Raw genomic sequence first — 24,362 nt, forward strand, 5'->3', positions numbered from 1 at the left:
CCCGCCCCTTAGGAAAACCCTGATGCTGGACTCTCTACTCGTTCCCACCGCAATCGTTGCCTTGGCCGAAATCGGCGACAAGACGCAACTGCTCGCGCTCATTCTCGCCGCCCGCTTTCGCAAACCCTGGCCAATCATCGCCGGCATCGTCGCCGCGACCCTGGCTAACCATGCGGCAGCCGGTGCGGTAGGCGCCTGGTTTGGCAGTTTCTTCTCGGATGCGACGTTGCACTGGATCCTCGCCGCGAGCTTCGCCGCCACCGCGCTGTGGACTCTGGTGCCGGACAAGATGGACGAAGACGAAGCCAGCACCGCCCGCAAATTCGGGCCGTTCCTGACCACGCTGATTGCGTTTTTCCTCGCGGAGATGGGCGACAAGACCCAGGTCGCGACCGTGATGCTCGCCGCGCAATACCCGGATCTGTGGCTGGTGATCATCGGCACCACCGCCGGGATGTTGATTGCCAACGTGCCGGTGGTACTGGCAGGTAACTTTGCGGCGGACAAACTGCCCTTGACCCTGATCCGTCGCCTGGCGGCGTCGGCGTTCCTGGTTTTGGCAATAGTTGCGGTGTACACGGCGATGGAGAGCAGTGGGTGGGTTTGACCCTGGATCTGGTGAGAAACAGATTGTGGTGAGGGGGCTTGCCCCCGTTCGACTGCGCAGCAGTCGCAAAACAGACTGCTGCGTAACTGAAGCATTGTGGTGAGGAGCTCAAGAAGGGCCGCTCCGCAGCCCAACGGGGGCAAGCCCCCTCGCCACAAGCCTCACCCAATGACTATCAGGGTTTCGGTGCTTTCTCATACAACGGCATCACCTTCGGAATCGCCGCCTGCAAGGCAGCAATCCGACTGGCCGACGCCGGGTGAGTGCTCAAGAATTCTGGCGGCGCGCCATTCGAGGCTTTGCTCATCTTGTTCCACAGGGTGATCGCCGCGTTCGGGTTGTACCCGGCGCGGGCCGCCAATTCGAGGCCGATCAAGTCTGCTTCGTTTTCATTGCCGCGACTGTTGGGCAAGGTCATGCCGTATTGGGCTACGGTGTCCGCCAGGGCCAGGCTGCCCTCGCCCAGACCGAACAACGCACCAGCACCCTGCTTGGCCATTTCGATACCGTAAGCCTTGGACATCGCTTCGCGACCGTGCTCGCGCAAGGCGTGAGCGATTTCATGGCCGATAATGGCGGCGATTTCGTCGTCGGTGAGTTGCAGGGTGTCGATCAGCCCGGAGTAGAAAATGATCTTGCCGCCAGGCCCGCAGGAGGCATTCAGATCGTCGCTCTTGATCAGATTCACTTCCCATTGCCACTGGGCCGAATCCGGACGGAACACCGGCGCCTGGGCAATCAGCCGCTTGGAGATCGCCTGAACGCGCTTCGCATCATTACTGGTTTTGTCCAGCACCCCTTTGCTGCTCGCCTCACCGACGGTCTTTTGATAAGACTGGGCGTACATCTGGTTGACCTCGGCGGTCGACAACATGCTGAACATGTATTGCTTGCGCTCAACGCCCACGGCGCCACCGCTAGTGGTGTTGACCGACTGACAACCGGCGAGCAGCAGACCTGCGCTCAGTGCACACAAAACCAATGTCTTATTCATCAAGAAGCTCCCTGGAAACATGCCGCGTATCCTAGGCGGTGAATTGCATCGGCGCCAGATACAACAGACGTGCAGCACGCACTTTCAGAAAAGCCCCTTCAAACTCGTAAGAAAAATTTCACATAGTGCCTCACATCCAGCACTCCGTTTGAGCAAAGGCCCCCTTCGCGAGCAAGCCCGCTCCCACATTATTTGATCTTCAGTGTTCACAAATAATGTGTTCACAGAAAATCCCCTGTGGGAGCGGGCTTGCTCGCGAAGGCGTCAGCACAGACAACTCATCAACCGGGAGTCAAACACTCCGGCCCATTAAGCTTCGGATCATTCACCATGTTCGCCAGCACCCGCTCACGCAACGCCGCGGGCTCACTGGCCAGCAACGCCTGCAAGGCATGCAACGGCGTTTCCGGGTTGAGCCAGGCTTCCTGCCCCGCCGCATCGAGAATCAACGGCCGACGCTGACTCGAGGCCGGCTGGGTGATCACCGCCGTGCTCAGCCACACCTGCTCCTGCACCGGATACGCCTCCCAGATCGCCGCGAAGAACAGCGCCGAGCCCTCCCCCGGGGTCAGCCAGTACGGACGTTTGCGTGTGGTGCCGCGCCATTCATAGAAACCATTGGCCGGCAGCAGGCAACGGCGCAGGCGCAAGGCTTCGCGAAACATCGGCTGCTCGGCAACAGTTTCGGCGCGAGCGTGGGCCGGGGTGCGGGACAGATCGGTCAGCCACGGCGGCGTCAGCCCCCAGCGGGCGCGGGCCAACTCACGCTGGCCGTCTGCGCCTGCACGCAGCATCAACACCGAATCGTTGGGGGAGATATTCCACTGGGCCTGCTGATCGACAGGGAATCCGGGCAGGGCCGCAAAGGCGGGGTTCCAGCGAAACAGGGCATAACGTCCACACATGGGGCAATACGACTCTTGATCAAACGAACGTCAGCCTAACAGACCAGCGTGCCGGGAAAACTGTCCGGTTCATCGCCAGACAGCGGCAGCGCGGCATTGTACGCGGTGATCAACTCCCGGGCGTATTCGGCCTGATCGTTATCGACCGATAAACCCAGCAGGCCGAACATCGGCAGCTCCCCGGTGCCGCCGACCAAATCACGCCCAACCAGGTGCGCCTCGATGCCCTCACTGGCGAGCATGCCTTGCAGCAATTCGCCTTCCATCAGGTTTTCCGGCTCGTAGATTCGCTGCATTCGCGCCCCTCACTCGTTTTCGCTGTAAACCTCGAGCATCCATTCCAAACCATCGGTTTCGAGATGAAACTTGATCGGCCGACAACAGACCGGACAGTCTTCGATATAGATCTGATCCCCCCCGGACAGATCCAGAAGCGCCTCGGACTCTTCCCCACAATACGGACATGTATAGCGGTCGGTTTCCAGCATCGCGGTCTCCCAGGTGACTTGTGCGTATAATCGCCGGTCTATTTGCAGGGCTATTTTCGTCTGACTACCTTTTCAGACCGTGCCCCGTTGGTTTTCGATCCAAACCTTTACTTACCCTAGCCGTTTCCAACAAGAGAGCATGATGGGCGAATTCGATGCCATCCGACCTTACGACGACAGCGAAGTCCCAGCAGTGCTGGCACGACTGCTCGGCGACAAGGCGTTTCTAGATATCCTCACCCACTTCCGCTTCCCGCGTTATGCCGGGGCTTTAGGCTGGATGCTCAAACCTCTTATAGCGCATCGGCTGCGCCGTGAGTTCGCCGGCGTCACGTCGGTGGCCACGTTGCAGGACAAAGTCGAGTTTTACGTCGACCACACCATCGAGCGGGCCACCGACGGGGTGACGTACACCGGCGTCGAGCAGTTCAAGTCCGGCAGCGCTTATCTGTTCATCGCCAACCACCGCGACATCGTGATGGACCCGGCCTTCGTCAACTACGCCGTGTACCACGCCGGCCTGCCGACCCCGCGCATCGCCATTGGCGACAACCTGCTGCAAAAGCCTTTTGTCAGCGATTTGATGCGCCTGAACAAGAGCTTCATCGTGCACCGTTCGATCACCGGTCGCCGCGAGAAAATGGCGGCGTACCAGTTGCTGTCAGCGTACATCAACCACTCGATCCGCAACGATTGCGCCTCGATCTGGATCGCCCAGGCCGAAGGCCGGGCCAAGGATGGCGATGACCGCACCGAGTCGGCGATCCTCAAGATGTTCCACATGAGCCGCAAGGACGAGCCGTTCGGCGAAGTCATCCGCTCGCTGAACCTCACTCCGGTGTCGATCAGCTACGAATACGACCCGTGCGACCAGGCCAAGGCCCGCGAGCTGTACATCCGCGCCACCACCGGCAGCTACACCAAGGCACCGGGCGAGGATGACGTGAGCATCGCCAAGGGCATCACCGGCTATAAGGGCCGGGTTCACGTGAACTTTGCCGCACCGATCACCGAACTGTTCGACGACACCAAGCAATTGGCAATTGAGATGGACCGGCAGATCCTCGGCGGTTACCGGTTGTTCCCGGTGCACTACCTGGCGTATGCGCAGTGGAAAGACGCCGACCCGCAATTGCAGGTGCCGAAAGCGACCGAGGTGTTTGCGGCCGATGAACTGGCCAAGGCCCAGGAAGAATGGCAACGCCGGCTGGAGGCCTGCCCTGAAGAACATCGCCCGTTCCTGGTGCTGCAATATGCGACGCCGGTGCGCAATCAGTATCGGGTCAAGGCCGGGGTGCCGCTGTAAAGGCAATGACTGGCTATGACAACGGCGCCTTTGTGGCGAGGGGGCTTGCCCCCGTTGGGCTGCGAAGCAGCCCCATAATCTGCAATCGCTGTTCTTTCAGACATACCGCGGCCATCGGTTCTACGGCTGCTGCGCAGCCGAACGGGGCGATGCGGCGTTCCGACAAGCCCCCCTCGCCACAAGGGCCAGGTCGCGTTTAGACCCGCGTGCTGATCCACGACACCAGCAACGCCATCCCCAGGCAGGCAAAACCGAAGCGGTAGAAAAACCGGTTCATGCGCAGGGTCGCCCAATCCAGCGTTGGCTCTTCGTTGGGACGACTCTGGCGCTGCGCCTCGATACTGGCCATGGCGCGCTGTTCGCGACGACGGGTCGCGTGCAGCAACCAGCCACCCGGGAACGCAAACAGCAACGCCAGCAGATTGATCAATTTGGCGGGATGAGCAGTAAAGAGCGAAATCAAATGCAGCGACATCACGAACCTCAGGCAGAACCAGTGTGGCAGACGCCCAACTGACGACCGCGGGGCGGATTCTACCGAAAGCGTTCCGACCTGCCCCGGCTTTCCGACAAATAACGAAACCATTTAGCCAATGACTGTCCTGTGTCACGGTGCCGTCATCTGAATCCGCCAGTCTGTCGCCCCTCGAAACCGACACGGACCCCGTCATGCTCCACGCCGAAAACCAGGATCGCCTTTACCTCATTGCCCAAAGCGACGAACAACAAACACTCGTCGGCAGCCTCGCCTTCAACGTTCAGGACCGCCACTGGCTGGTGTATTGCGCGTTGGGCGGGCACCAACATGCGGACTTGCCGGAGACGGATTTGCTGACGGGGGTGAGTGTTCTGGATTTTTATTCGGAGGCGGCTTGAGCGTCGTGCCGAAGTCCGCGCCACACAGGTGATCCCCCTGTAGGAGCGACCTGTGGCGAGGGGGCTTGCCCCCGTTGGGCTGCGAAGCAGCCCCAAAATCTCTGATGTACCAAAGATCTTGTGAGTGCTACGCACTCAAACGGGGGCAAGCCCCCTCGCCACAGGCCCGCTCCCACAGTTGAACGGTGTGCATCTGCAACGGATTGGTCGGCTGTCAGGCCGCCTTCGCGGGCAAGCCTCGCTCCTACAGGTGAATCGCGAGCAGGTTCGCTTCCACAATGAATCTGCGGGCACAAAAAAACCCGGCGCCATCACTGACACCGGGTTCTTTAAACAAGCCGCAAACCGTTACTCGGCAAGCACCTGACCAATCGTCGGGTCCTTGAACAAGCGAGTCAACGCATCACTCAACACATCACTGACCAGCTTGGTATTGGTTTCCTGATTCGGCGCCATGCCAAAACGCTGGTCCAGCGATGCACCGTAGCGACCGCTGTAACGGCGGTTGGCATTCTGCACATCCGAACGGAACGTCGCGCCAATCGTTGCCTCAGTCACATACAAGCCCTCTTTGGGCGACTGATATTTCAGCTCGGCCAGGGTCACCGTCAATTGCGGTGCATTCAGCGCATTGGCCGTCGGCGTAAAGCCCAGCAAGCGCACAGCGGCCTCAGCCTGAGCCTGCAGCTTCGGCAGAATTTGAGCGCCCTGCACGGTGATCGCACTGGTCTCCGGATACAGACCACCACGGGTCCCCAGGGTTGGCGACGGACGACCGTCCACCACACGCACCACCACCGGCTGACCACGGCCGACCGGCGCCAGCTGAGCCGTCAGCTTGGGTTCGGGATTCAGTTGTTGCGGGCTGTGGGCGCAGCCGACAAGGGTCAAACTGGTCACAGTGATCAAACCGAACAACAGGCGTTGCAACATGCTCTTCTCTCCAGAATCAGGCACTAACAGGTCCGCAGTATAGCGGTGCGCCACTGCGGCGAACTAGCTTCGCACAACGATTACTGAAATCTCTGACAAACCCTGAACAGGGCGGTTCCTGTCACATATCTGTCACCGTCCATACACGGGCACGTCATCGCTCACTGGCAACCTTCATAGCAGTCACCCCACAAGGTACTTTGCCATGCGTTTTCTCATCTCGCTGTTCGCCCCACGCCCACGGCATCGCAGCTTTGCCCTGCTCGACCGCAATGGCCGCTGCCAGGCGTTCAAACAGTGCAGCCTGCAGCCCATGGGCGATGGCTGGGTCGAAATCGAAGAAATCCGCCTCAACTGGCTTCACCATCCCCTGCCCGCCAACGCACGTGTCAGCCAGCACCCACCACGCGCGCGGACGCAACAACTGCTGACCACCTGACCAGACACCCTAATAAAAGTCATTAAACACGACCATTTCCCTGCGTTTCTTCGTTACAATCTCCCCCCGATTATAAGGACGTCTCCTGATCGGGCCTCGCAGCATCGTCAATGCCTTGGTATTGACACCCCGCACCGCCCACAGAGAGCCGCCCACACAGATCGAGTGAAGCTGGCGCGCTTGCTGTTCCTTAAGCAAATCACCACTTTTCGCGAATCTGCAGAGCTGTCATTACGCTCGGTTACTGAGCTTTTTGCCCGTTTTGCCTGTCATGTATCACATGGCGGCAATCCATCCGGGCACAGTGCCAGGCTGGGACAGCCCTTTTTGAGGTTCACGTCTTCAAAAGAGCGTGAAAAAAACGGGTTTTCACAACTTCACAAGAGTGTGGCGAGCAAATGAATAGTTTTGCGTCTGAATATGCACCATTAGCGTCTGAAACAGCCCAACGACACAGGACCGGATATTCCTCGAATACCGGAGCCTGAAGCCTGTCCGCTACGGATTTGGTTGCACAAACGGATGTCTCGACCATAAGTCGAATTGCCAGCCGCGCGCCGAAATGAGTTCATGTAACTCTTGAAGCCAGGCCGCATGCATCCGTCGAAGTTGCGAAAAATTGCGAAGATTCGGACATGGCGATCCTGGCCATGGGTACCTGGGGCATCACTGACACGCCCCATCACTCCTGGCAGCTATGCCGACAATTTGGTGCTGCAGATTTTGGAGACGCGTTAAATGGCGCATAACGAAGCAGTCGACGTAGTACTGGTTGGGGCCGGCATCATGAGTGCCACCCTTGCTGTACTGCTCAAAGAGCTCGACCCCGCGATCAAGCTGGAAGTCGTCGAGCTAATGGATTCCGGTGCCGCGGAGAGTTCCAATCCGTGGAACAACGCCGGCACCGGTCACGCCGGGCTGTGTGAGCTGAACTACACGCCACAGGCCGCCGATGGCACCGTCGACATCAAGAAAGCCGTACACATCAACACCCAGTTCGAGGTGTCGAAGCAGTTCTGGTCCTACCTGACCAGGAAAGGCACGTTCGGCTCGTGCAAGTCGTTCATCAGCCCGGTGCCGCACCTGAGTTTCGTGCAGGGCAATGACGGCGTCTCCTTCCTCAAGGAACGCTTCAAGACGCTGAGCAAGCACCACGCCTTCTCGGACATGGAATACACCGAAGACAAGGCCACCATGGTCGAGTGGATGCCATTGATGATGCCAGGCCGCCCGGCCGACGAAGTCATCGCCGCCACCCGTGTCATGAACGGCACCGACGTCAACTTCGGCGCCCTGACCAATCAATTGCTCCAGCACCTGACCAGCGCACCCGATGCCCAGGTCAAGTACTGCAAGCGCGTGACCGGCTTGAAGCGTAACAACGGCGGCTGGACCGTCAGCATCAAGGACGTCAACAGCGGCAATACCCGTGACGTCGATGCGAAATTCGTCTTCCTTGGCGCCGGCGGTGCGGCATTGCCGCTGTTGCAGGCTTCGGGCATCGAAGAGAGCAAAGGCTTCGGCGGCTTCCCGATCAGCGGCCAGTGGTTGCGTTGCGACAACCCGGAAGTGGTCAAGCACCACCAGGCCAAGGTCTACAGCCAGGCCGCGGTCGGTTCGCCACCGATGTCCGTGCCGCACCTGGACACCCGCGTGGTCGATGGCAAGAAGTCCCTGCTGTTCGGACCTTATGCCGGCTTCACCACCAAGTTCCTCAAGCACGGTTCGTTCATGGACCTGCCGATGTCGGTCCGTGCCGGCAACATTGGCCCGATGCTCGCTGTGGCGAAAAACAACATGGACCTGACCAAGTACCTGGTCAGCGAAGTGATGCAGTCGATGGAGCAGCGCCTGGAATCCCTGCGTCGTTTCTACCCTGAAGCGAAAGCCGAAGACTGGCGCCTGGAAGTGGCCGGCCAACGGGTGCAGATCATCAAGAAAGACCCGAAGAAAGGCGGCGTTCTGCAGTTCGGTACCGAACTGGTCGCAGCCAAGGACGGTTCCCTTGCCGCCCTGCTCGGCGCTTCACCAGGTGCTTCGGTGACTGTTTCGATCATGCTTGAGCTGATCGAAAAATGCTTCCCGAACAAAGCCTCCGGTGAATGGGCTTCCAAACTGGCGGAAATCTTCCCGGCTCGGGAAAAGGTTCTGGAAACCGACGCTGCGCTGTATCGCAAGATCAATGCGCACAATAACGTCGCGCTGGAACTGGTGGAAGCCAGTAACGAGACCGAAAGCTACGCTTGATTCGGCAGCATAAAAAACGCCCCGTCCTCATTGAGGGCGGGGCGTTTTTTTATGTGCGGTGAAACAAGCTTTGTGGCGAGGGAGCTTGCTCCCGCTTGAGTGCGCAGCGCTCACAAAATCTGCGCCGTTCGCAGAATTTTGGGGCCGCTTCGCAGCCCAGCGGGAGCAAGCTCCCTCGCCACAAATGCCGGTGTGTTGACGTTAACCACGAGCCTTGCTGATCAGTTCGATGTACTCGGCGGCGTTGCGCTGATCCTTGATCAGGGCGACGAAGTCATTGCCGTGCTCATCCTTGCCATCCAGATCGTAGCCGGCTTCAACAAAGAACGTCAGAAAACGCTCGAAGTCATCGATGCGCAAGCCGCGGTACGCCTTGATCAGTTTGTGCAGCGACGGCGAAGTGGCATCGACCGGCTCGAAATCGAGGAACAGTTTGATCTGCGCGTCGCCGATCTCGTCACCAATCACTTGCTTCTTATCTTTACGCATTGCCGACTCCAGCTCGCAGACATTTCACGGGGCGGGCAGTTTACCCCTGCGCGGGCCTATGGCTCAACGCGGACGAACGCTGCCTGTGTGCAGATCGGCCCAGATATGACCGTTGGCGTAACTCAGAAACTGGCAATACACCGTGTCGTTGCGCAGCAAGTCGATCACCACCCGGTATTGAGCCAACGGGTAATAGAGGGTCAGGGTTTTGCTTTTGTCGTCATAGATCGGCTTTTTCAGGCTTTTACTTTCGCCATCGAAGTTGACCAACACCTGGCTGATGGTCGCGCCCTTGTTCAAGGATTTGCCCTTGAGGCGGATCAGTAACGGCGAAGTGACGGGAATCGGCTGTTGGTTGGACTGGCGCTGGCTGCCGATCACCACCGAATACTCGGTGACCTGCAACAGTTGTTGCTGCTCGGGTTCAGCGTCACGCAGGGTCAGGTCGTCCGGGGGCAAAAACTGCGCATGCATCGGCGCTGGCGCGGCGGCCAGGGGCAGGCTGAGGGTCAGCAACAGGGCGGCGCAGCTGCGGATCAAAAGGCTCATGAATGGCTCCAGGGGCGGGCCGAGCACTGTAGCATGGGTGTACGAAAACGCTTCTGTGGACACCGATCCCTGTGGGAGCGGGCTTGCTCGCGAAAGCGGTCTGACTGACACATTCATGTTGAATGTGCCGACGCTTTCGCGAGCAAGCCCGCTCCCACAGGGGGATATGTAGCCGGAGTTACATGCCTTTTACGGCAAAAATCCCGTTGGCGTTACGCCAGTAGCCTTTGTAGTCCATGCCGTAACCGAAGATGTAACGGTCGATGCACGGCAGGCCGACGAAATCGGCTTTCAGGTCCGGGCGTGCCTTGCGGTCGTGGTCCTTGTCGATCAGCACGGCAGTGTGCACGGCGCGGGCGCCGGCGTGCTTGCAGAAGTCGATGATCGCGCCCAGGGTGTGACCTTCGTCGAGGATGTCGTCGATGATCAGCACGTCACGGTCGATGAACGAAACTTCCGGTTTGGCTTTCCAGAACAGATCGCCGCCGCTGGTTTCGTTGCGATAACGGGTGGCGTGCAGGTAGGACGCTTCCAGCGGGAAGTTCAGATACGTCAGCAGCTTGCCGGAGAAAATCAGCCCGCCATTCATCACGCAGAACACTACCGGATTGCTTTCAGCCAGCTGATCGTTGATTTGCGCACCGACGCGGGCGATGGCCGCCTCGACTTCAGCTTCGGTGTACAGGCAGTCAGCCTCTCGCATGATTTGACGGATATGCTCGAGATCAGCGGACATGGCGCTCTCCAAGGGGGAATGGGGGGGGGACGTAGTCACGAAAAGCGGGCAAAGGTACGCATCAAGCACGGCCAGATCAAGCGTTTGTGGACTAACGTACTGTATGTCTATAGGACAACACCCTCGGATAGATTAATCTAGGCCGGTTTTTTTGCCCGCCGCCGGAGCCTTTCCCCATGCCCATCCGTGAGATCCGCCATCCGCTGATCCGTCATAAACTTGGCCTTATGCGCCGCGCCGACATCAGCACGAAGAATTTCCGTGAGCTCGCTCAGGAAGTCGGTGCCCTGCTGACCTATGAAGCCACCAAAGACCTGCCGCTGGAAAGCTACGACATCGAAGGCTGGTGCGGCACGGTGTCGGTCGAGAAAATTGCCGGCAAGAAGATTACCGTGGTGCCGATTCTGCGTGCCGGTATCGGTATGCTCGAAGGCGTGCTGAGCCTGATCCCGGGCGCCAAAGTCAGCGCCGTTGGCGTGGCCCGCAACGAGGAAACCCTCGAAGCCCACACTTACCTGGAAAAACTGGTTCCGGAAATCGACGAACGCCTGGCGATGATCATCGACCCGATGCTGGCCACCGGCGGCTCGATGGTCGCCACCATCGATTTGCTGAAGAAGGCCGGCTGCAAGGACATCCGCGCGATGGTCCTGGTGGCCGCCCCTGAAGGCATCGCCGCCGTGGAGAAGGCTCACCCGGACGTGACCATCTACACCGCCTCCATTGACGAAAAACTAAACGAACACGGTTACATCATCCCAGGCTTGGGCGATGCCGGTGACAAGATCTTCGGCACCAAGCAGAAGGACGCGTGACCATGCAGCAAGAGTTCAACGATCCGCTCTGGCGCACGGTGCTGTCCGGCGCCCAGATGCTGTTCGTGGCGTTCGGCGCCCTGGTGTTGATGCCGCTGATTACCGGCCTCGACCCGAACGTGGCGCTGTTCACCGCCGGCCTGGGGACGATTCTGTTCCAGGTCGTCACCGGGCGTCAGGTGCCGGTGTTCCTGGCGTCGAGCTTTGCCTTTATCACCCCGATCATTCTCGCCAAGGGCCAGTTCGGCCTGGCGGCGACCATGGGCGGTGTGATGGCGGCCGGTTTCGTCTACACCTTCCTCGGCCTGGCCGTGAAGATCAAAGGCACCGGGTTCATCGACCGAATGCTGCCACCGGTGGTGATTGGCCCGGTGATCATCTCTATCGGCCTGGCCATGGCGCCGATCGCGGCGAACATGGCGATGGGCAAGGCTGGCGACGGCACGGAGCTGATTCCTTACCAGACGGCGATGATGATTTCGATGCCGGCGCTACTGACTACGCTGATCGTCGCCGTGTTCGGCAAAGGCATTTTCCGCCTGGTGCCGATTATCTCCGGTGTACTGGTGGGTTTCGCGATGGCGTTCTACTTCGCAGTGGTCGATACCGCGAAGATTGCCGCGGCACCGTGGTTCGCGATTCCACAGTTCACGGCGCCGGAATTCAACTGGCAGGCAATTCTGTTCATCGTTCCGGTCGCCCTGGCCCCGGCCATCGAGCACATCGGCGGCGTGATCGCGGTCGGTAGCGTGACCGGGCGCGATTACCTGAAGAAGCCCGGCCTGCACCGCACCCTGCTCGGCGATGGCATTGCCACCACCGCGGCCGGTCTGTTCGGCGGCCCGCCCAACACCACCTACGCCGAAGTGACCGGTGCGGTGATGCTGACCAAAAACTACAACCCGAAAATCATGACCTGGGCGGCGATCTTCGCGATCAGCCTGGCGTTCATCGGCAAGTTCGGCGCACTGCTGCAAAGCATCCCGGTTCCGGTAATGGGCGGGATTCTGTGCCTGTTGTTCGGTTCGATCGCGGCGGTGGGGATGAACACAATGATCCGCCACAAGATCGACCTGGGCGAAGCACGCAATCTGGTGATTGTCTCGGTGACGCTGGTGTTCGGAATTGGCGGCGTACTGGTCGGCACCGGTACCGGCCCGGACGATTACGGCCTCAAAGGCATCGCGCTGTGCGCGGTGGTGGCGATTGCGCTGAACCTGTTGCTGCCGGGCAATGACAGCTGGAAGCACAAGAAGGCGGAAGAGCCGTTATTGTAACAGGCGACTCAATCCCCTGTGGCGAGGGAGCTTGCTCCCGCTTGAGTGCGCAGCACTCACAAAATCTTCATCGACTGCAAAGATTTTGGGGCCGCTTCGCGACCCAGCGGGAGCAAGCTCCCTCGCCACAACAAGCCCACCTTCACTTCAAAGTGTGTTCCTACAACACCAACGGCGCCCGTTCACACAAGGCACTCAACGCCCGCACCCACTGCGGATCATCGTTGAGGCACGGCACCAGCACCAATTCCTCCCCTCCCGCTTCGCGGAATTGCTCCTTCCCGCGATCACCGATCTCTTCCAGTGTTTCGATGCAATCGGCGACGAACGCCGGGCACATCACCAGGACTTTCTTCACGCCGCTTTTGGCCAATTCATCCAGGCGCGCTTCGGTGTAGGGTTCGATCCACTTGGCCCGCCCCAGACGCGACTGGAACGACACCGACCACTTGCCATCCGGCAGGCCCATGCGCTTGGCAAACTCTGACGCAGTGTGCAGGCACTGAGCGCGGTAGCAGGTGGCTAATACTTCCGGTGAAGCGTTCTGACAGCAATTTTCGCTTTTAAAGCAATGGTGACCGGTGGGGTCGATCTTGGTCAGGTGCCGCTCCGGCAAACCATGAAAGCTCAGCAGCAGGTGATCGTAATCCTGCTGCAAATATGGCGTAGCACTGGCCACCAGGGCATCGAGGTATTCCGGCTGATCATAGAACGGCTGGAGAATCGAGAACTGCACGTCGAGTTTCTTCTCCCGCACCACTCGCTTGGCTTCTTCGATCACCGTGGTCACGGTGCTGTCGGCGAACTGCGGATAGAGCGGTGCCAGGGTGACTTTTTTGTGACCCTGAGCCGCCAGACGAACCAGCGTCGACTCAATGGATGGCTCGCCGTAGCGCATCGCCAGTTCCACCGGCCCGTGGGTCCACTGCGCGGTCATGGCCCGTTGCAGACGACGGCTGAGCACCACCAGTGGCGAGCCGTCCGCCCACCAGATCGACGCGTAAGCGTGAGCCGATTGTTCCGGGCGCTTGATCAGAATCAACGACACCAGCAAACGCCGCACCGGCCATGGCAGGTCGATCACATACGGGTCCATCAGAAATTGATTGAGGTAGCTGCGCACATCCGCCACCGAGGTGGAAGCAGGTGAACCCAGGTTGACCAGAAGCAACGCGTGATCGGTCATGCAACGTCCTATTTCAGAGGCGGCTCGACAGATCGTCCAACGCCGCGCGCAAATCAGTGAACTGGAAAGTGAAACCCGCTTCCAGCAAGCGAGCCGGCATGGCCTTCTGGCCACCCAGCAACAACAATGACAACTCGCCCAGCCCCACCTTCAACACGAGGGTCGGCATTGGCATGAACGCCGGACGATGCAACACACTACCCAACGTTTTGGCGAATTCGCGATTGCGCACCGGCTTGGGGGCGCAGGCATTATATGGACCGCTGGCCTCATTGCGATGCAGAAGAAAATCAATCAAGGCGATTTGATCCTTGATATGAATCCATGGCATCCACTGCCGACCGTTGCCAATCGGGCCGCCCAGCCCCAGTTTGAACGGCAACAGCAGTCGTGACAGAAAGCCACCCTCGGCGGACAACACCAACCCGGTACGGATAAAAATCACGCGAATGCCCAAGGCTTCGGCACGCTGCGCGGTTTCTTCCCAGGCGATGCACAACTGGCTGGCGAAATCATCGATGACCGGTGGAGATTTTTCGGTCAACTCCCGCTCGCCACCGTCGCCGTACCAACCGATTGCTGAGCCAGAGATCAGCACCTGCGGTTTCTGCTCGCGGCTTTCGAGCCAGGCCAGCAAGGTTTCGGTCAGCGTGATTCGGCTGCTCCACAGCAACGCTTTACGTTTATGAGTCCAGAGCCGATCGGCGATCGGTGCACCCGCAAGGTTGATGATTGCGTCCACCGGTTCTTGACCCAGATCCTCAAGCCGTGCGATTCCACGGACTTGAGCGCCACAGACTTTGGCGACTTTTGCAGGCGTGCGACTCCAGACCGTCAGGCGATGCCCCTGGCTCAACCAGTGTCGGCAGAGTTGACGTCCTATCAAACCAGTACCGCCGGTCAGCAATATGTGCATGACATCTTCCTCGCGTGGCGTTTTACCCGGATCACTAGTCTATTTTTATAAGCAAGGATCTTTGGTATCGGGCAGGTTCTGTGTTTAACAATAGGCCAAGCTCTCAGAACGGGAACGCTAAAAGTTATACCAAAAAACAATATTGTACAGGTTTGAACCACGGCGTAGTCTGTACAGAAAGGTAAACGAGGCCCCTATGACTGTACCTATCGCAATCATCGGCACCGGCATCGCCGGACTCTCAGCCGCCCAGGCCCTTACGGAGGCCGGGCATGTCGTTCAACTTTTCGATAAAAGCCGCAGCAGTGGCGGACGCATGTCCAGCAAGCGCAGCGATGCGGGTGCTCTGGACATGGGCGCGCAATATTTCACTGCCCGCGACCGCCGCTTCGTCACCGAAGTCCAGCGTTGGCAAGCCAACGGCTGGGTCGCCGTGTGGACGCCGCAGCTCTATACCTTCCACGGCGGCCAGCTCAGACCCTCGCCAGACGAACAGACACGCTGGGTCGGCACACCGCGCATGAGCGCAATTACGCGCGGCCTGCTCGGTGATCTGGAAGTGCATTTCGCCTGCCGCATCGCCGAGGTCTATCGCGGTGAAGAACATTGGCATTTGCAAGACGCCGAAGGCTTCACTCACGGCCCGTTCAGTCATGTCGTCATCGCCACGCCAGCCCCTCAGGCGACCGCACTGCTGGCTGCCGCGCCGAAACTCGCCGGGGCCGCCGCCGGAGTAAAAATGGAGCCCACATGGGCGGTCGCCCTGGCGTTCGACACGCCACTGGAAACCCCCATCGAAGGCTGCTTCGTGCAGGACAGCCCCCTCGACTGGCTGGCGCGCAACCGCAGCAAACCGGGACGCGACACCACGCTCGATACGTGGGTGCTGCACGCCACCAGCGCCTGGAGTCGTCAGCATATTGACCTGCCCAAGGACGCGGTGATCGAGCAATTGCACGGTGCCTTTGCCGAACTGCTGCACGACGCCATGCCTGCTCCGACCTTCAGCCTCGCTCACCGCTGGCTATACGCCCGGCCGGCCAGCAGCCATGAATGGGGTGCCTTGGCCGATGCTGATCTGGGCCTGTATGTGTGCGGCGATTGGTGTTTGTCCGGCCGTGTCGAAGGCGCCTGGCTCAGTGGTCAGGAAGCAGCCCGCCGCCTGCATGAGCACCTGCAGTGAAGTGAATCAAGTCCAGTCCATTGCTGCTGTCGACATGGACAGCAGTCTCGCAAAAACCTATACAAAAAATTTGACTTGTACACCTTCGAATCTATGATGAAGTCATGTTGTACAGATCTGGATTCGAGGCGCTCCCATGCCTGCACAGTCGACGGCCCAACCGAAAATCGCCATCAGCCCTGAAGACAAACAGGAAGTGCAGTACGTCATCGGCCAATATCGCTACGGCATCGTGCCGCTGCAACCGCACCCGGAAAACCTCAGCCTGCGAAACGCGATCCAATGAAAAACCCACCGGACACCAGCGCCAGCGAAGACCTCGGCACCGACGTCAAGAAGGCCCTGGAGGCAGGTTGGCTGCCCATTCGTGAAGTGGCTCGGCAAACCGGGGTCAATGCCGTCACCTTACGCGCCTGGGAACGGCGCTATGGGCTGATCGTGCCCCAGCGAACGCCCAAGGGGCATCGGCTGTTCTGCGCCGAACACGTTCAACGAATCCTGACCATCCTCACCTGGCTCAATCGCGGCGTAGCTGTCAGCCAGGTCAAACAGCTGCTCGACATGCCTCAAGCGCTCGCCGAGCCCGTCGGGAACGATTGGCGGGTGCTGCGCCAGACACTGCTGCAAGCGGTCACCCAACTGACCGAGCGCACCCTCGATGACACCGTGAACCAAGCGATGGCGCTGTATCCGCCACGCACCTTGTGCGAACACCTGTTGATGCCGTGGCTGGCGGAACTGGAACAACGCTGGCAAGGCCAGTTCGGTGCGCAGATGGAACGGGTGTTTGTTTATTCCTGGTTGCGCAGCAAATTCGGCGCGAGGATCTACCATAACAACCGGCAGTTACGCTCCGCGCCGCTGCTGCTGATCAATCACTCGGATCTGCCACTGGAACCTCACCTGTGGCTCACGGCCTGGCTGATCAGCAGCGTCGATTGCCCGGTGGAAGTTTTCGACTGGCCACTCCCCGCTGGCGAACTTGCGCTGGCGGTCGATCACCTGCAAGCCCGCGGCGTACTGCTGTATTCCAGCAAAGCCATGAATCTTTCGCAGCTGCCGAAACTTTTGAATGGCGTCAGTTGCCCCAAAATGATCGCCGGACCAACGGTATGTATCCACCGCACCGAGTTGTCCGCAAGTACCACCGCCATTGCTGATTTGTCCTTGGCCGAAGACCCGCTGTCGGCTCATCTGGACCTGATACAGCGCAGGCTCATTTAAGGGTGCTTTTTTAATGAGTCGTGCGAACACCACCCTGCAATTGATCTGGCTGAGTCCACTGCAATGGGAAAGTTCGATACTGAAGGGGTTTTCATCAAGCATTGGTTACCGGAGCTCAGCGAACTGAACAAAAAAACCCTGCACAACCCGGCGGGTCTCGACGGATTGTCCGGCATAAGGGATTATCCGTCGCCGATCGTCAACCTGAGCACTTCCAGACGAGCGTTGGCCGCATACAAGAGCCTGCCGTCGCGACCAGGTTGATCGCACCGTAATTATTTTGATGCCGGAGTGTTGCCTTATAGACACTCATTGGCATCGAGCAAAAAACAGCCTAATAAAAAAAGGAATTTGGGATGAGTCTTACACCTCCAAGGCGATATTGGTTAACCGGCGCCAGCAACGGCATTGGTGCCGCGCTGGCCGAAGAAATACTGAAATCCGGTGCCCATCTGGCCGTCAGCTCCCGTTCGGTGGCGCCATTGAAAGCCCTGTCTCAGCGGTATCCCGGACAAGTGTTGGTGGTCGCGGGGGATTTGACCAATGGCCAAAGGGTGCGTGAAATCGGCGAGCAGATTGCCAAGCAATGGGGTTCTCTGGACACCATGATCCTTAACGCAGGCACCTGCGAATACGTCAACACCAATCAGTTCGACTCATCAATCATCGAGCACATCGTGCGTACCAACCTGCTTGCCAGCAGTTATTGCATCGCAGCCGCCCGGCCCCTGCTGCGGATGGGTACTGCGCCGCATCTGGTGGGCATGGCCAGCTCGGTCACCTACCTGCCCCTGCCACGGACCGAATCCTATGGCGATTCAAAGGCCGGGTTGCGTCAGCTACTCGAATCCTTGCGCATCGACATGGTGCCGGAAAACATCGGCATGACCGTGGTCAGTCCAGGGTATATCGATACGCCCCTGAACAACGACGTCCCGGCACACCTCGACTGGTCGGTGGACAAAACTGCGCGATACCTCTTCGACATGCTCAAGAATCGTCCACTGGAGCTCCCCTTGCCGGAGCTGCTCATGCCCGTCCTTTGGCCTCTTTCACAAGAATCCAGCCAGACGAGACTGACAATCGGCAAGCGTATGGCGCGAAACAATCCGCCGTTCGAGGACCTGCCGTGAAGCCTGAGCGTCCGTCAGGCCTTTCACACAGCAAGGGCCCACTGCCTTACACTGCGCGCCATGAAAACCATTCCCCTCACGCAAATAGCCGAGCCTGCGATCACCTGCTCGACCTGCGCAGCCTGCTGCTGTCAGCTTGAAGTCATGCTGATTACCGACACCGGTGTGCCCGAGCGTTTTATCGATACCGATGATTGGGGCGGGGAAGTCATGCTGCGACTGGATGACGGCTGGTGCGCCGCGCTGGATCGCAACAGCATGATGTGCACCATCTACGAAAAACGCCCGCTGATCTGCCGGGAGTTCGAAATGGGCGCACCGGAATGCATCAGCGAACGCCAGGGGATTGCGACGGCGTATCGGTGACGGCTAGATCACCCAATACCAATGTGGGAGCGATCTGTGGCGAGGGGGCTTGCCCCCGTTCGGCTGCGAAGCAGTCGTAAATCCTTTACATACGGTTTAATTTTGAAATCCCGGGGTCGCTTCGCGACCCAACGGGGGCAAGCCCCCTCGCCACAGCCCGCTCCCACATTTAAAGGTGCAGTGTCGCTTACAACGGCATCGTGTAATGCAGCGAGTAACTCTCTACGCCGTCGTTCGGGCTGCTGATCCCGGCATTGGAATAGTGCGTGGCGCGAATCCCGACTTCATGTCCACCGGTAAAACGCAGACCAAACCCGAAACGGTCTTCGAACTGAAAAGCACCACCGAGTTTATTGTCTTCGACTTCGGTGCTGGCAAACACCGCGATGCCGATACCCGCTTCGACGTAGGGTTTGATGGTCTGACCGGCAAACTCATACACCAACACCGGCGCGAACGACAAACTATGGTTGCTCGACGTTTTGTCTCCATCCCAGTAGGTGTAGGCGCCGCTCCAGTAGCCGGTCAAGCGACCGATGTCACTCTGTAACCAGCTCTTGTCCCAGTCGAATTGCATGCCCAGTCGGTAGGTCATGGTCGAATCGCTGGTCTGGCCGACCCCGAATTCCACCCCTGCTGCCTGCGCGATAAAACTGTGCCCCATTAACGCGGTCGCAATCGCGGCCAAGCAGAATAGTCGCTTCATTAGAAACATCCTTTTCCGAACAATTTCGTATGGTTTTTATGCTGTCCAAGAAACGAAGCTATAGAAGTTGACGCTGAATCAGAAGTTCAGCCCAATTATTCGTTTCTTCACATTTATTTCTACAAGTCGAAGCTTTGCACAACACCCGTCGAATGCCACAAAACCGGCAGGATATTTCTGAAATGCGCAGGATCGGCACTCGACCAGAACCGGGCAGCGCGAGCAGGTCCCTCAGCCAGCAATTCACGCTCGCCCAACAACCGTTGAAGCTGCCGCGCCACAGCGGCACCGGTATCGATCAAGCTGATGTTCTGGGGGAGCATCTGCTTAAGCAGCGGCTTTAGAAAGGGGTAATGCGTGCAGCCCAGAATGATCGTGTCGCAATCGGCAGCCAACAGAGGTTCGACATACCCTTGCAGTAACAGACGCAACGTCTCGCTGTGCAGATCGCCATTTTCAATCAGCTCTACCAGCCCAGGGCATGGCTGAGTGATCACCCGTACATCGGTGGCAAAACGGTCGAGCAAAGCGGCGAACTTGGCACTCTGTAAAGTGCCGGTGGTGGCGAGTACGCCCACCACACCACTGCGCGTCGCCGCCGCGGCCGGTTTGACCGCAGGCTCCATGCCGACGATGGGCCACTCGGGGAAATCGCGCCGTAAGTCGGCAACGCCAGCAACCGTCGCCGTGTTGCAAGCCAGCACCAGCGCCTTGGCACCCTGCTGCTGAAAGAACTGCGCCATGACACTGCAACGCTGACGGATGAACGCCGGAGATTTCTCACCGTACGGAATATTCCCACAGTCGCCGAGGTACAACAGAGACTCGTTGGGCAACAGACGCTGGATCTCGGCCAGCACTGACAGGCCACCGACGCCGGAGTCGAACACCCCGATCGGCGCTTCACGCATGGCTCGACCCACAGACGCTACAGCCCGGATCACGCTTGACCCGCAATTCACGGAAGCGCGTGCCCAAGGCGTCGATCAATAACAGGCGCCCCACCAGCGGCTCCCCGAACCCCACCAACAATTTCAGCGCTTCGAGGGCTTGCAGGCTACCGACCAGGCCCACCAACGGACCCAGTACGCCGGCCTCGCTGCAGGTCAGCTCGGCTTCACTGCCGTGCCCGTATAAACAGTGGTAGCACGGGCTTTCCGGACGACGGGGGTCGAACACCGACAATTGCCCTTCCAGCCGAATCGCCGCACCGCTGACCAGCGGTTTGCGCGCAGCCACACACGCGGCGTTGACCGCTTCGCGGGTGGAAAAATTATCGGAACAGTCCAGGACCAAATCCACCGCTGCAACTGCCGCTGCCAGGGAATCTTCATCCAGTGCGGTGCGATGGGCGATCAACTGAATCTCGGGATTGATCGCGGTCAGACGACGGATCGCCGAATCAACCTTACTCAGGCCGACGCTGTCGGTGTCGTGAACGATCTGGCGTTGCAGATTGGTCAGGTCGACCGTGTCGAAGTCCGCTAGATGCAACTCGCCGACACCGGCCGCGGCGAGGTACAGCGCAACCGGTGAACCGAGACCGCCAAGGCCGACAATCAACACGCGGCTTTCTTTGAGCCGCAACTGGCCGTCGATGTCGACGTGTTGCAGCAGAATCTGCCGACTGTAGCGCAGCAATTCCTGATCATTCAGCACGGCAAGCGCCCCAGACTGATACGTTCGTGACCGCCCAGATCGGTGCGGCTGTGGACCTCTTCAAAGCCACGGGTCCGCAGCAAATCGCGCACGACCCCGGCTTGATCGTAACCATGTTCGAGCATCAACCAGCCACCCGTTTCGAGGTGATCCGGCGACTGGGCGACGATCAGCCGCAGATCGTCGAGCCCATCGACGCCGGCTACCAGGGCACTGGCCGGTTCGAAGCGCACGTCGCCCTCCACCAGATGCGGATCGGCGGTCGCGATGTAGGGTGGATTGCTGATGATCAGTTGAAAACGCTGGCCTTCCAAAGCGCTGAACCAATGGCTGCTCAGCACGGTGGCGTTGTTCAGGTTCAGGCGCTGACGATTGCGTTCGGCCAGGGCCACGGCTTCCAGCACGCGATCCACGGCGGTGACTTTCCAGGCCGGACGCTCGCTGGCCAGGGCCAGGGCGATGGCGCCACTGCCGGTGCCCAAATCAAGCACCAAGGCCTGTGTGGCCGGCAACAGTTCCAGCGCGGTTTCTACCAGCAATTCGGTGTCGGGACGCGGAATCAGTGTGTGGGGCGCGACTTCCAGGTCGAGTTTCCAGAACCCTTGCTGACCAAGAATGTAGGCCACCGGCTCACCGCTACGGCGGCGTTGCAGGTACTCGGCAAACTTCAGTGCCGCTTCGCTCGGGACGATGCGTTCGGGCCAGGTATGCAGAAAACTGCGGGACTTGCCCAAGGCAGCCGCCAGCAGCAATTCGGCATCCAGACGCGCGGTAGGCGAGTCGGGCAAATCGGCGGCGCGCAGCAAGCTGGCAATGATCGTCATTTACTCACCTATCGCTGCCAATTGATCAGCCTGGAATTCGGCCAGCAACGGTTCGATCACTGCATCCACGCCACCGGCGAGAATTTCGTCGAGGGAATACAACGTCAGGTTGACCCGGTGGTCGGTGACCCGGCCTTGGGCAAAGTTATAGGTACGGATCCGCTCGGAGCGGTCACCGGAACCTACCAGCAATTTACGTTCGCTGGCGATGGCATTGGCCGCCGCGCTGGTCTGTTGGTCGTTGAGTTTGGCCGACAGCCAGGACATCGCCCGGGCGCGGTTTTTGTGCTGGGAACGTTCTTCCTGGCACTCGACGACAATACCGGACGGCAAGTGGGTGATCCGGATTGCCGAGTCGGTCTTGTTGACGTGCTGACCACCCGCACCGGAGGAGCGATAGGTGTCGACCCGCAGATCCGCCGGGTTGATCTCGATCGCTTCCTGCTCGTCCGGCTCGGGCAATACCGCCACGGTGCAGGCAGAGGTATGGATGCGCCCTTGAGATTCAGTGGCCGGAACCCGCTGTACGCGGTGTGCGCCGGACTCGAACTTCAGCTTGCCATAAACGTTCTCGCCTTCGACCCGGGCAATGACTTCTTTATAGCCGCCGTGTTCGCCTTCGTTCTCCGAAAGGATCTCTACTCGCCATCCACGTCGCTCGGCGTAACGCGAATACATGCGAAACAGGTCGCCGGAGAAAATCGCCGCTTCGTCACCGCCGGTGCCCGCGCGGATCTCGAGGAACACGTTGCGACCGTCGTTCGGATCCTTGGGCAGCAGCATGCGTTGCAGGCTGGCTTCGATTTCGATCAGCTGCTCTTTGGCTTCGCGGACTTCTTCCACGGCCATTTCGCGCATGTCCGGGTCGCTGTCCTTGAGCAGTGCCTGAGCCCCTTCGAGGTCGCCCTGCACTTTAAGCAGCTGTTTATAGGTGCCGACGATCGGCTCGACTTCCGCGTATTCCTTGGAATAGGTGCGGAACTTGTTCTGATCGGAAATGACCTCACCGTCGCCAAGCAGGGCGGTCAGTTCCTCGAAACGGTCCTGGAGGATGTCCAGCTTATTGAGCAGTGACGCTTTCATTGCGGTTTTTTATCCGAAAAGCTATCCGATGAGCCCTCACCGAGGGCAAAGAGTTCCTGGGCCATGGCCAGCGCATCGAGGCGGCCTTCGGCAGAGAGCTTTTTCAATTGCACGCTCGGGGCGTGCAAGAGTTTGTTGGTCAGGCCGCGGGCCAGTTGCACCAGCACGTCTTCGGCGCTGCTGCCATTGGCGAGCATGCGTTGGGCTTTGTGCAATTCTTCGTCGCGCAGGCGCTCGCTTTGTTGACGATAGGCCTTGAGCACATCAACCGCCGCCAGTTCGCGCAGGCGAACCATGAAATCCTCGGCACCGACCGACACCATCTCTTCGGCGGCTTGGGCAGCGCCCTGACGGCTCTTGAGGTTTTCGGCGACCACTTCGTGGAGATCATCGACGCTATATAGATAAACGTCGTCCAACTCGCCGACTTCAGGCTCGATATCTCGGGGAACGGCGATATCCACCATGAAGATCGGCTTGTGCTTGCGTAATTTCAAGGCACTTTCAACCGCACCTTTACCCAGAATCGGCAACTGGCTGGCGGTGGAACTGATGACGATGTCGCTGCGCACCAGTTCTGCCGGGATGTCCGAGAGCAGCACCGCGTGGGCGCCAAATTGCTCGGCCAGGGTACTCGCGCGCTCCAGGGTGCGGTTGGCGACCACGATTCGCTTCACACCCAGCTCATGCAGATGGCGGGCGACCAGGGTGATGGTCTCGCCGGCGCCGATCAGCAAGGCCTGACTGCGTTGCAAATCACTGAAAATCTGTTTTGCCAAGCTGACCGCGGCAAATGCCACGGACACCGGGTTTTCGCCGATGGCGGTGTCGGTTCGCACCTGTTTGGCCGCGTTGAACGTGGCCTGGAACAAACGCCCGAGCAGCGGACCGATGGTGCCCGCCTCACGAGCGACGGCGTAGGCCGATTTCATCTGACCAAGAATCTGTGGTTCACCCAACACCAGCGAATCGAGCCCGGAGGCAACCCGCATCATGTGACGAACTGCCGCATCGTCTTCATGCACATAAGCGCTCGCGCGCAGCTCATCGAGGCTCAAATGATGATAATCGGCCAGCCAGCGCAACACGATGTCAGCCGAAAGGTGATCCTGTTCTATATACAGTTCACTGCGATTGCAGGTGGAGAGGATCGCAGCTTCGCGGCTGTCGGTGAGTCGGCAGAGCTGCTGCAAGGCCTCAACCAGCTGCTCAGGGGTAAAGGCCACGCGCTCGCGGACGTCTACTGAAGCAGTCTTATGGTTAATACCGAGTGCAAGGAAGGCCATTCAAGGTCGCTGATGGTGACGTGAAGCCGACAATTGTCCTACTTCGACAGAGCCAGAACAACCACTCGATATCTATCGCATCGGTAGACGGCCCTGCAGGCTGCGATCCATTCTTATTTGCACAGCCGCCAGGCT

29 protein-coding genes and 1 pseudogene are annotated in these 24,362 nt (G+C 59.3%); 13 read left to right on the plus strand and 17 right to left on the minus strand.

Going from position 1 to position 24,362, the window contains the following annotated elements; genetic code table 11:
• Window positions 1-22: 22 nt before the first annotated feature.
• Complete coding sequence (locus ACA044_RS25375; protein WP_497443796.1) at window positions 23-607, plus strand: TMEM165/GDT1 family protein; 585 nt, start codon at window positions 23-25, stop codon at window positions 605-607.
• 175 nt (window positions 608-782) lie between these two features.
• On the opposite strand, the gene ACA044_RS25380 is transcribed toward ACA044_RS25375, so the two are convergent.
• The 4 genes from ACA044_RS25380 to ACA044_RS25395 all read right to left on the minus strand — a co-directional run bounded on the left by ACA044_RS25380 (window position 783) and on the right by ACA044_RS25395 (window position 2,994).
• Window positions 783-1,601 (minus strand): M48 family metallopeptidase, encoded by an 819-nt coding sequence (locus ACA044_RS25380; RefSeq protein ID WP_497443797.1) that lies wholly within the window; start codon window positions 1,599-1,601, stop codon window positions 783-785.
• 281 nt (window positions 1,602-1,882) lie between these two features.
• Window positions 1,883-2,506: an SOS response-associated peptidase gene (locus tag ACA044_RS25385; RefSeq protein ID WP_497443798.1), complete on the minus strand. Its 624-nt coding sequence runs from the start codon at window positions 2,504-2,506 to the stop codon at window positions 1,883-1,885.
• A 35-nt stretch (window positions 2,507-2,541) separates the two neighbouring features.
• Window positions 2,542-2,802: a putative signal transducing protein gene (locus ACA044_RS25390; RefSeq protein WP_038981600.1), complete on the minus strand. Its 261-nt coding sequence runs from the start codon at window positions 2,800-2,802 to the stop codon at window positions 2,542-2,544.
• A gap of 9 nt (window positions 2,803-2,811) precedes the next feature.
• Entirely contained in the window at window positions 2,812-2,994 is a 183-nt protein-coding gene (locus ACA044_RS25395) for a CPXCG motif-containing cysteine-rich protein (RefSeq protein ID WP_497443799.1), read from the minus strand.
• Between the two features lie 139 nt (window positions 2,995-3,133).
• On the opposite strand from ACA044_RS25395, the gene ACA044_RS25400 reads away from it, so the two are divergent.
• Window positions 3,134-4,300, plus strand: coding sequence for a 1-acyl-sn-glycerol-3-phosphate acyltransferase (locus tag ACA044_RS25400; protein ID WP_497443800.1), 1,167 nt, complete (start codon window positions 3,134-3,136; stop codon window positions 4,298-4,300).
• Window positions 4,301-4,496: 196 nt separating this feature from the next.
• On the opposite strand, the gene ACA044_RS25405 is transcribed toward ACA044_RS25400, so the two are convergent.
• Window positions 4,497-4,775, minus strand: a complete 279-nt coding sequence (locus ACA044_RS25405; protein ID WP_497443801.1) for a hypothetical protein — start codon at window positions 4,773-4,775, stop codon at window positions 4,497-4,499.
• 194 nt (window positions 4,776-4,969) lie between these two features.
• Between ACA044_RS25405 and ACA044_RS25410 the strand changes: the two genes are divergently transcribed.
• Entirely contained in the window at window positions 4,970-5,176 is a 207-nt protein-coding gene (locus ACA044_RS25410; protein WP_007939788.1) for a hypothetical protein, read from the plus strand.
• Between the two features lie 348 nt (window positions 5,177-5,524).
• Here the strand turns inward: ACA044_RS25410 and ACA044_RS25415 are convergent, their stop codons facing one another.
• Complete coding sequence (locus tag ACA044_RS25415; RefSeq protein WP_007905851.1) at window positions 5,525-6,109, minus strand: YajG family lipoprotein; 585 nt, start codon at window positions 6,107-6,109, stop codon at window positions 5,525-5,527.
• A gap of 205 nt (window positions 6,110-6,314) precedes the next feature.
• Here ACA044_RS25415 and ACA044_RS25420 point away from each other — a divergent pair, with 205 nt between their 5' ends.
• The gene (locus tag ACA044_RS25420) at window positions 6,315-6,548 is read left to right on the plus strand and encodes a hypothetical protein (RefSeq protein WP_497443802.1); all 234 of its coding nucleotides are present in this window, start codon (window positions 6,315-6,317) and stop codon (window positions 6,546-6,548) included.
• Window positions 6,549-7,286: 738 nt separating this feature from the next.
• Window positions 7,287-8,795: a malate dehydrogenase (quinone) gene (mqo, locus tag ACA044_RS25425; RefSeq protein ID WP_497443803.1), complete on the plus strand. Its 1,509-nt coding sequence runs from the start codon at window positions 7,287-7,289 to the stop codon at window positions 8,793-8,795.
• A 201-nt stretch (window positions 8,796-8,996) separates the two neighbouring features.
• Here mqo and ACA044_RS25430 read toward each other — a convergent pair whose 3' ends face one another.
• The 3 genes from ACA044_RS25430 to ACA044_RS25440 form a co-directional block, all read right to left on the minus strand.
• Entirely contained in the window at window positions 8,997-9,284 is a 288-nt protein-coding gene (locus ACA044_RS25430) for a PA4642 family protein (RefSeq protein ID WP_497443804.1), read from the minus strand.
• A 63-nt stretch (window positions 9,285-9,347) separates the two neighbouring features.
• A complete protein-coding gene (locus tag ACA044_RS25435; protein ID WP_497443805.1) occupies window positions 9,348-9,833 on the minus strand; it encodes a hypothetical protein in 486 nt (161 codons plus the stop codon).
• A gap of 178 nt (window positions 9,834-10,011) precedes the next feature.
• Window positions 10,012-10,569, minus strand: a complete 558-nt coding sequence (locus tag ACA044_RS25440; protein ID WP_033061274.1) for a hypoxanthine-guanine phosphoribosyltransferase — start codon at window positions 10,567-10,569, stop codon at window positions 10,012-10,014.
• A gap of 176 nt (window positions 10,570-10,745) precedes the next feature.
• On the opposite strand from ACA044_RS25440, the gene upp reads away from it, so the two are divergent.
• Both upp and ACA044_RS25450 read left to right on the plus strand, forming a co-directional pair.
• Complete coding sequence (upp, locus tag ACA044_RS25445; RefSeq protein ID WP_497443806.1) at window positions 10,746-11,384, plus strand: uracil phosphoribosyltransferase; 639 nt, start codon at window positions 10,746-10,748, stop codon at window positions 11,382-11,384.
• 2 nt (window positions 11,385-11,386) lie between these two features.
• Window positions 11,387-12,661, plus strand: a complete 1,275-nt coding sequence (locus tag ACA044_RS25450) for a uracil-xanthine permease family protein (RefSeq protein WP_497443807.1) — start codon at window positions 11,387-11,389, stop codon at window positions 12,659-12,661.
• 160 nt (window positions 12,662-12,821) lie between these two features.
• Here the strand turns inward: ACA044_RS25450 and hemH are convergent, their stop codons facing one another.
• Entirely contained in the window at window positions 12,822-13,847 is a 1,026-nt protein-coding gene (gene hemH / locus ACA044_RS25455) for a ferrochelatase (protein WP_497443808.1), read from the minus strand.
• Window positions 13,848-13,860: 13 nt separating this feature from the next.
• Complete coding sequence (locus ACA044_RS25460; protein ID WP_497443809.1) at window positions 13,861-14,763, minus strand: TIGR01777 family oxidoreductase; 903 nt, start codon at window positions 14,761-14,763, stop codon at window positions 13,861-13,863.
• A gap of 196 nt (window positions 14,764-14,959) precedes the next feature.
• On the opposite strand from ACA044_RS25460, the gene ACA044_RS25465 reads away from it, so the two are divergent.
• From ACA044_RS25465 to ACA044_RS25490, 6 genes and pseudogenes are all read left to right on the plus strand, one after another.
• The gene (locus ACA044_RS25465) at window positions 14,960-15,946 is read left to right on the plus strand and encodes an NAD(P)/FAD-dependent oxidoreductase (RefSeq protein ID WP_497443810.1); all 987 of its coding nucleotides are present in this window, start codon (window positions 14,960-14,962) and stop codon (window positions 15,944-15,946) included.
• A 136-nt stretch (window positions 15,947-16,082) separates the two neighbouring features.
• Window positions 16,083-16,232: a hypothetical protein gene (locus ACA044_RS25470; RefSeq protein ID WP_497447340.1), complete on the plus strand. Its 150-nt coding sequence runs from the start codon at window positions 16,083-16,085 to the stop codon at window positions 16,230-16,232.
• A complete protein-coding gene (locus ACA044_RS25475; protein ID WP_497443811.1) occupies window positions 16,229-17,170 on the plus strand; it encodes a MerR family transcriptional regulator in 942 nt (313 codons plus the stop codon). Before ACA044_RS25470 ends, ACA044_RS25475 begins: the two co-directional genes overlap by 4 nt.
• A 69-nt stretch (window positions 17,171-17,239) precedes the next feature.
• A pseudogene (locus tag ACA044_RS25480) lies at window positions 17,240-17,434 on the plus strand (FAD-binding domain-containing protein); the annotation flags it as partial.
• Window positions 17,435-17,526: 92 nt separating this feature from the next.
• On the plus strand, window positions 17,527-18,303 hold the full coding sequence (locus ACA044_RS25485; protein WP_497443812.1) for an SDR family NAD(P)-dependent oxidoreductase: 777 nt from the start codon (window positions 17,527-17,529) through the stop codon (window positions 18,301-18,303).
• 60 nt (window positions 18,304-18,363) lie between these two features.
• Window positions 18,364-18,669 carry a YkgJ family cysteine cluster protein gene (locus tag ACA044_RS25490; protein ID WP_497443813.1) on the plus strand — a complete coding sequence of 102 codons (306 nt, stop codon included), beginning with the start codon at window positions 18,364-18,366 and terminating at the stop codon, window positions 18,667-18,669.
• Between the two features lie 187 nt (window positions 18,670-18,856).
• Here ACA044_RS25490 and ACA044_RS25495 read toward each other — a convergent pair whose 3' ends face one another.
• The 6 genes from ACA044_RS25495 to hemA all read right to left on the minus strand — a co-directional run bounded on the left by ACA044_RS25495 (window position 18,857) and on the right by hemA (window position 24,227).
• A complete protein-coding gene (locus tag ACA044_RS25495; protein ID WP_497443814.1) occupies window positions 18,857-19,375 on the minus strand; it encodes an acyloxyacyl hydrolase in 519 nt (172 codons plus the stop codon).
• 119 nt (window positions 19,376-19,494) lie between these two features.
• A complete protein-coding gene (gene murI / locus ACA044_RS25500) occupies window positions 19,495-20,286 on the minus strand; it encodes a glutamate racemase (RefSeq protein ID WP_497443815.1) in 792 nt (263 codons plus the stop codon).
• Window positions 20,279-21,034, minus strand: coding sequence for a molybdopterin-synthase adenylyltransferase MoeB (locus tag ACA044_RS25505; RefSeq protein ID WP_448093975.1), 756 nt, complete (start codon window positions 21,032-21,034; stop codon window positions 20,279-20,281). Before ACA044_RS25505 ends, murI begins: the two co-directional genes overlap by 8 nt.
• Window positions 21,028-21,858 (minus strand): peptide chain release factor N(5)-glutamine methyltransferase, encoded by an 831-nt coding sequence (gene prmC, locus ACA044_RS25510; RefSeq protein WP_497443816.1) that lies wholly within the window; start codon window positions 21,856-21,858, stop codon window positions 21,028-21,030. The genes ACA044_RS25505 and prmC overlap by 7 nt, the downstream gene beginning before the upstream one ends.
• Window positions 21,859-22,941, minus strand: a complete 1,083-nt coding sequence (gene prfA / locus ACA044_RS25515) for a peptide chain release factor 1 (RefSeq protein WP_038981576.1) — start codon at window positions 22,939-22,941, stop codon at window positions 21,859-21,861.
• Window positions 22,938-24,227, minus strand: coding sequence for a glutamyl-tRNA reductase (hemA, locus tag ACA044_RS25520; RefSeq protein ID WP_497443817.1), 1,290 nt, complete (start codon window positions 24,225-24,227; stop codon window positions 22,938-22,940). Before hemA ends, prfA begins: the two co-directional genes overlap by 4 nt.
• Between the last annotated feature and the right edge of the window lie 135 nt (window positions 24,228-24,362).

It is taken from the genome of Pseudomonas sp. LBUM1673 (genome assembly GCF_059695645.1).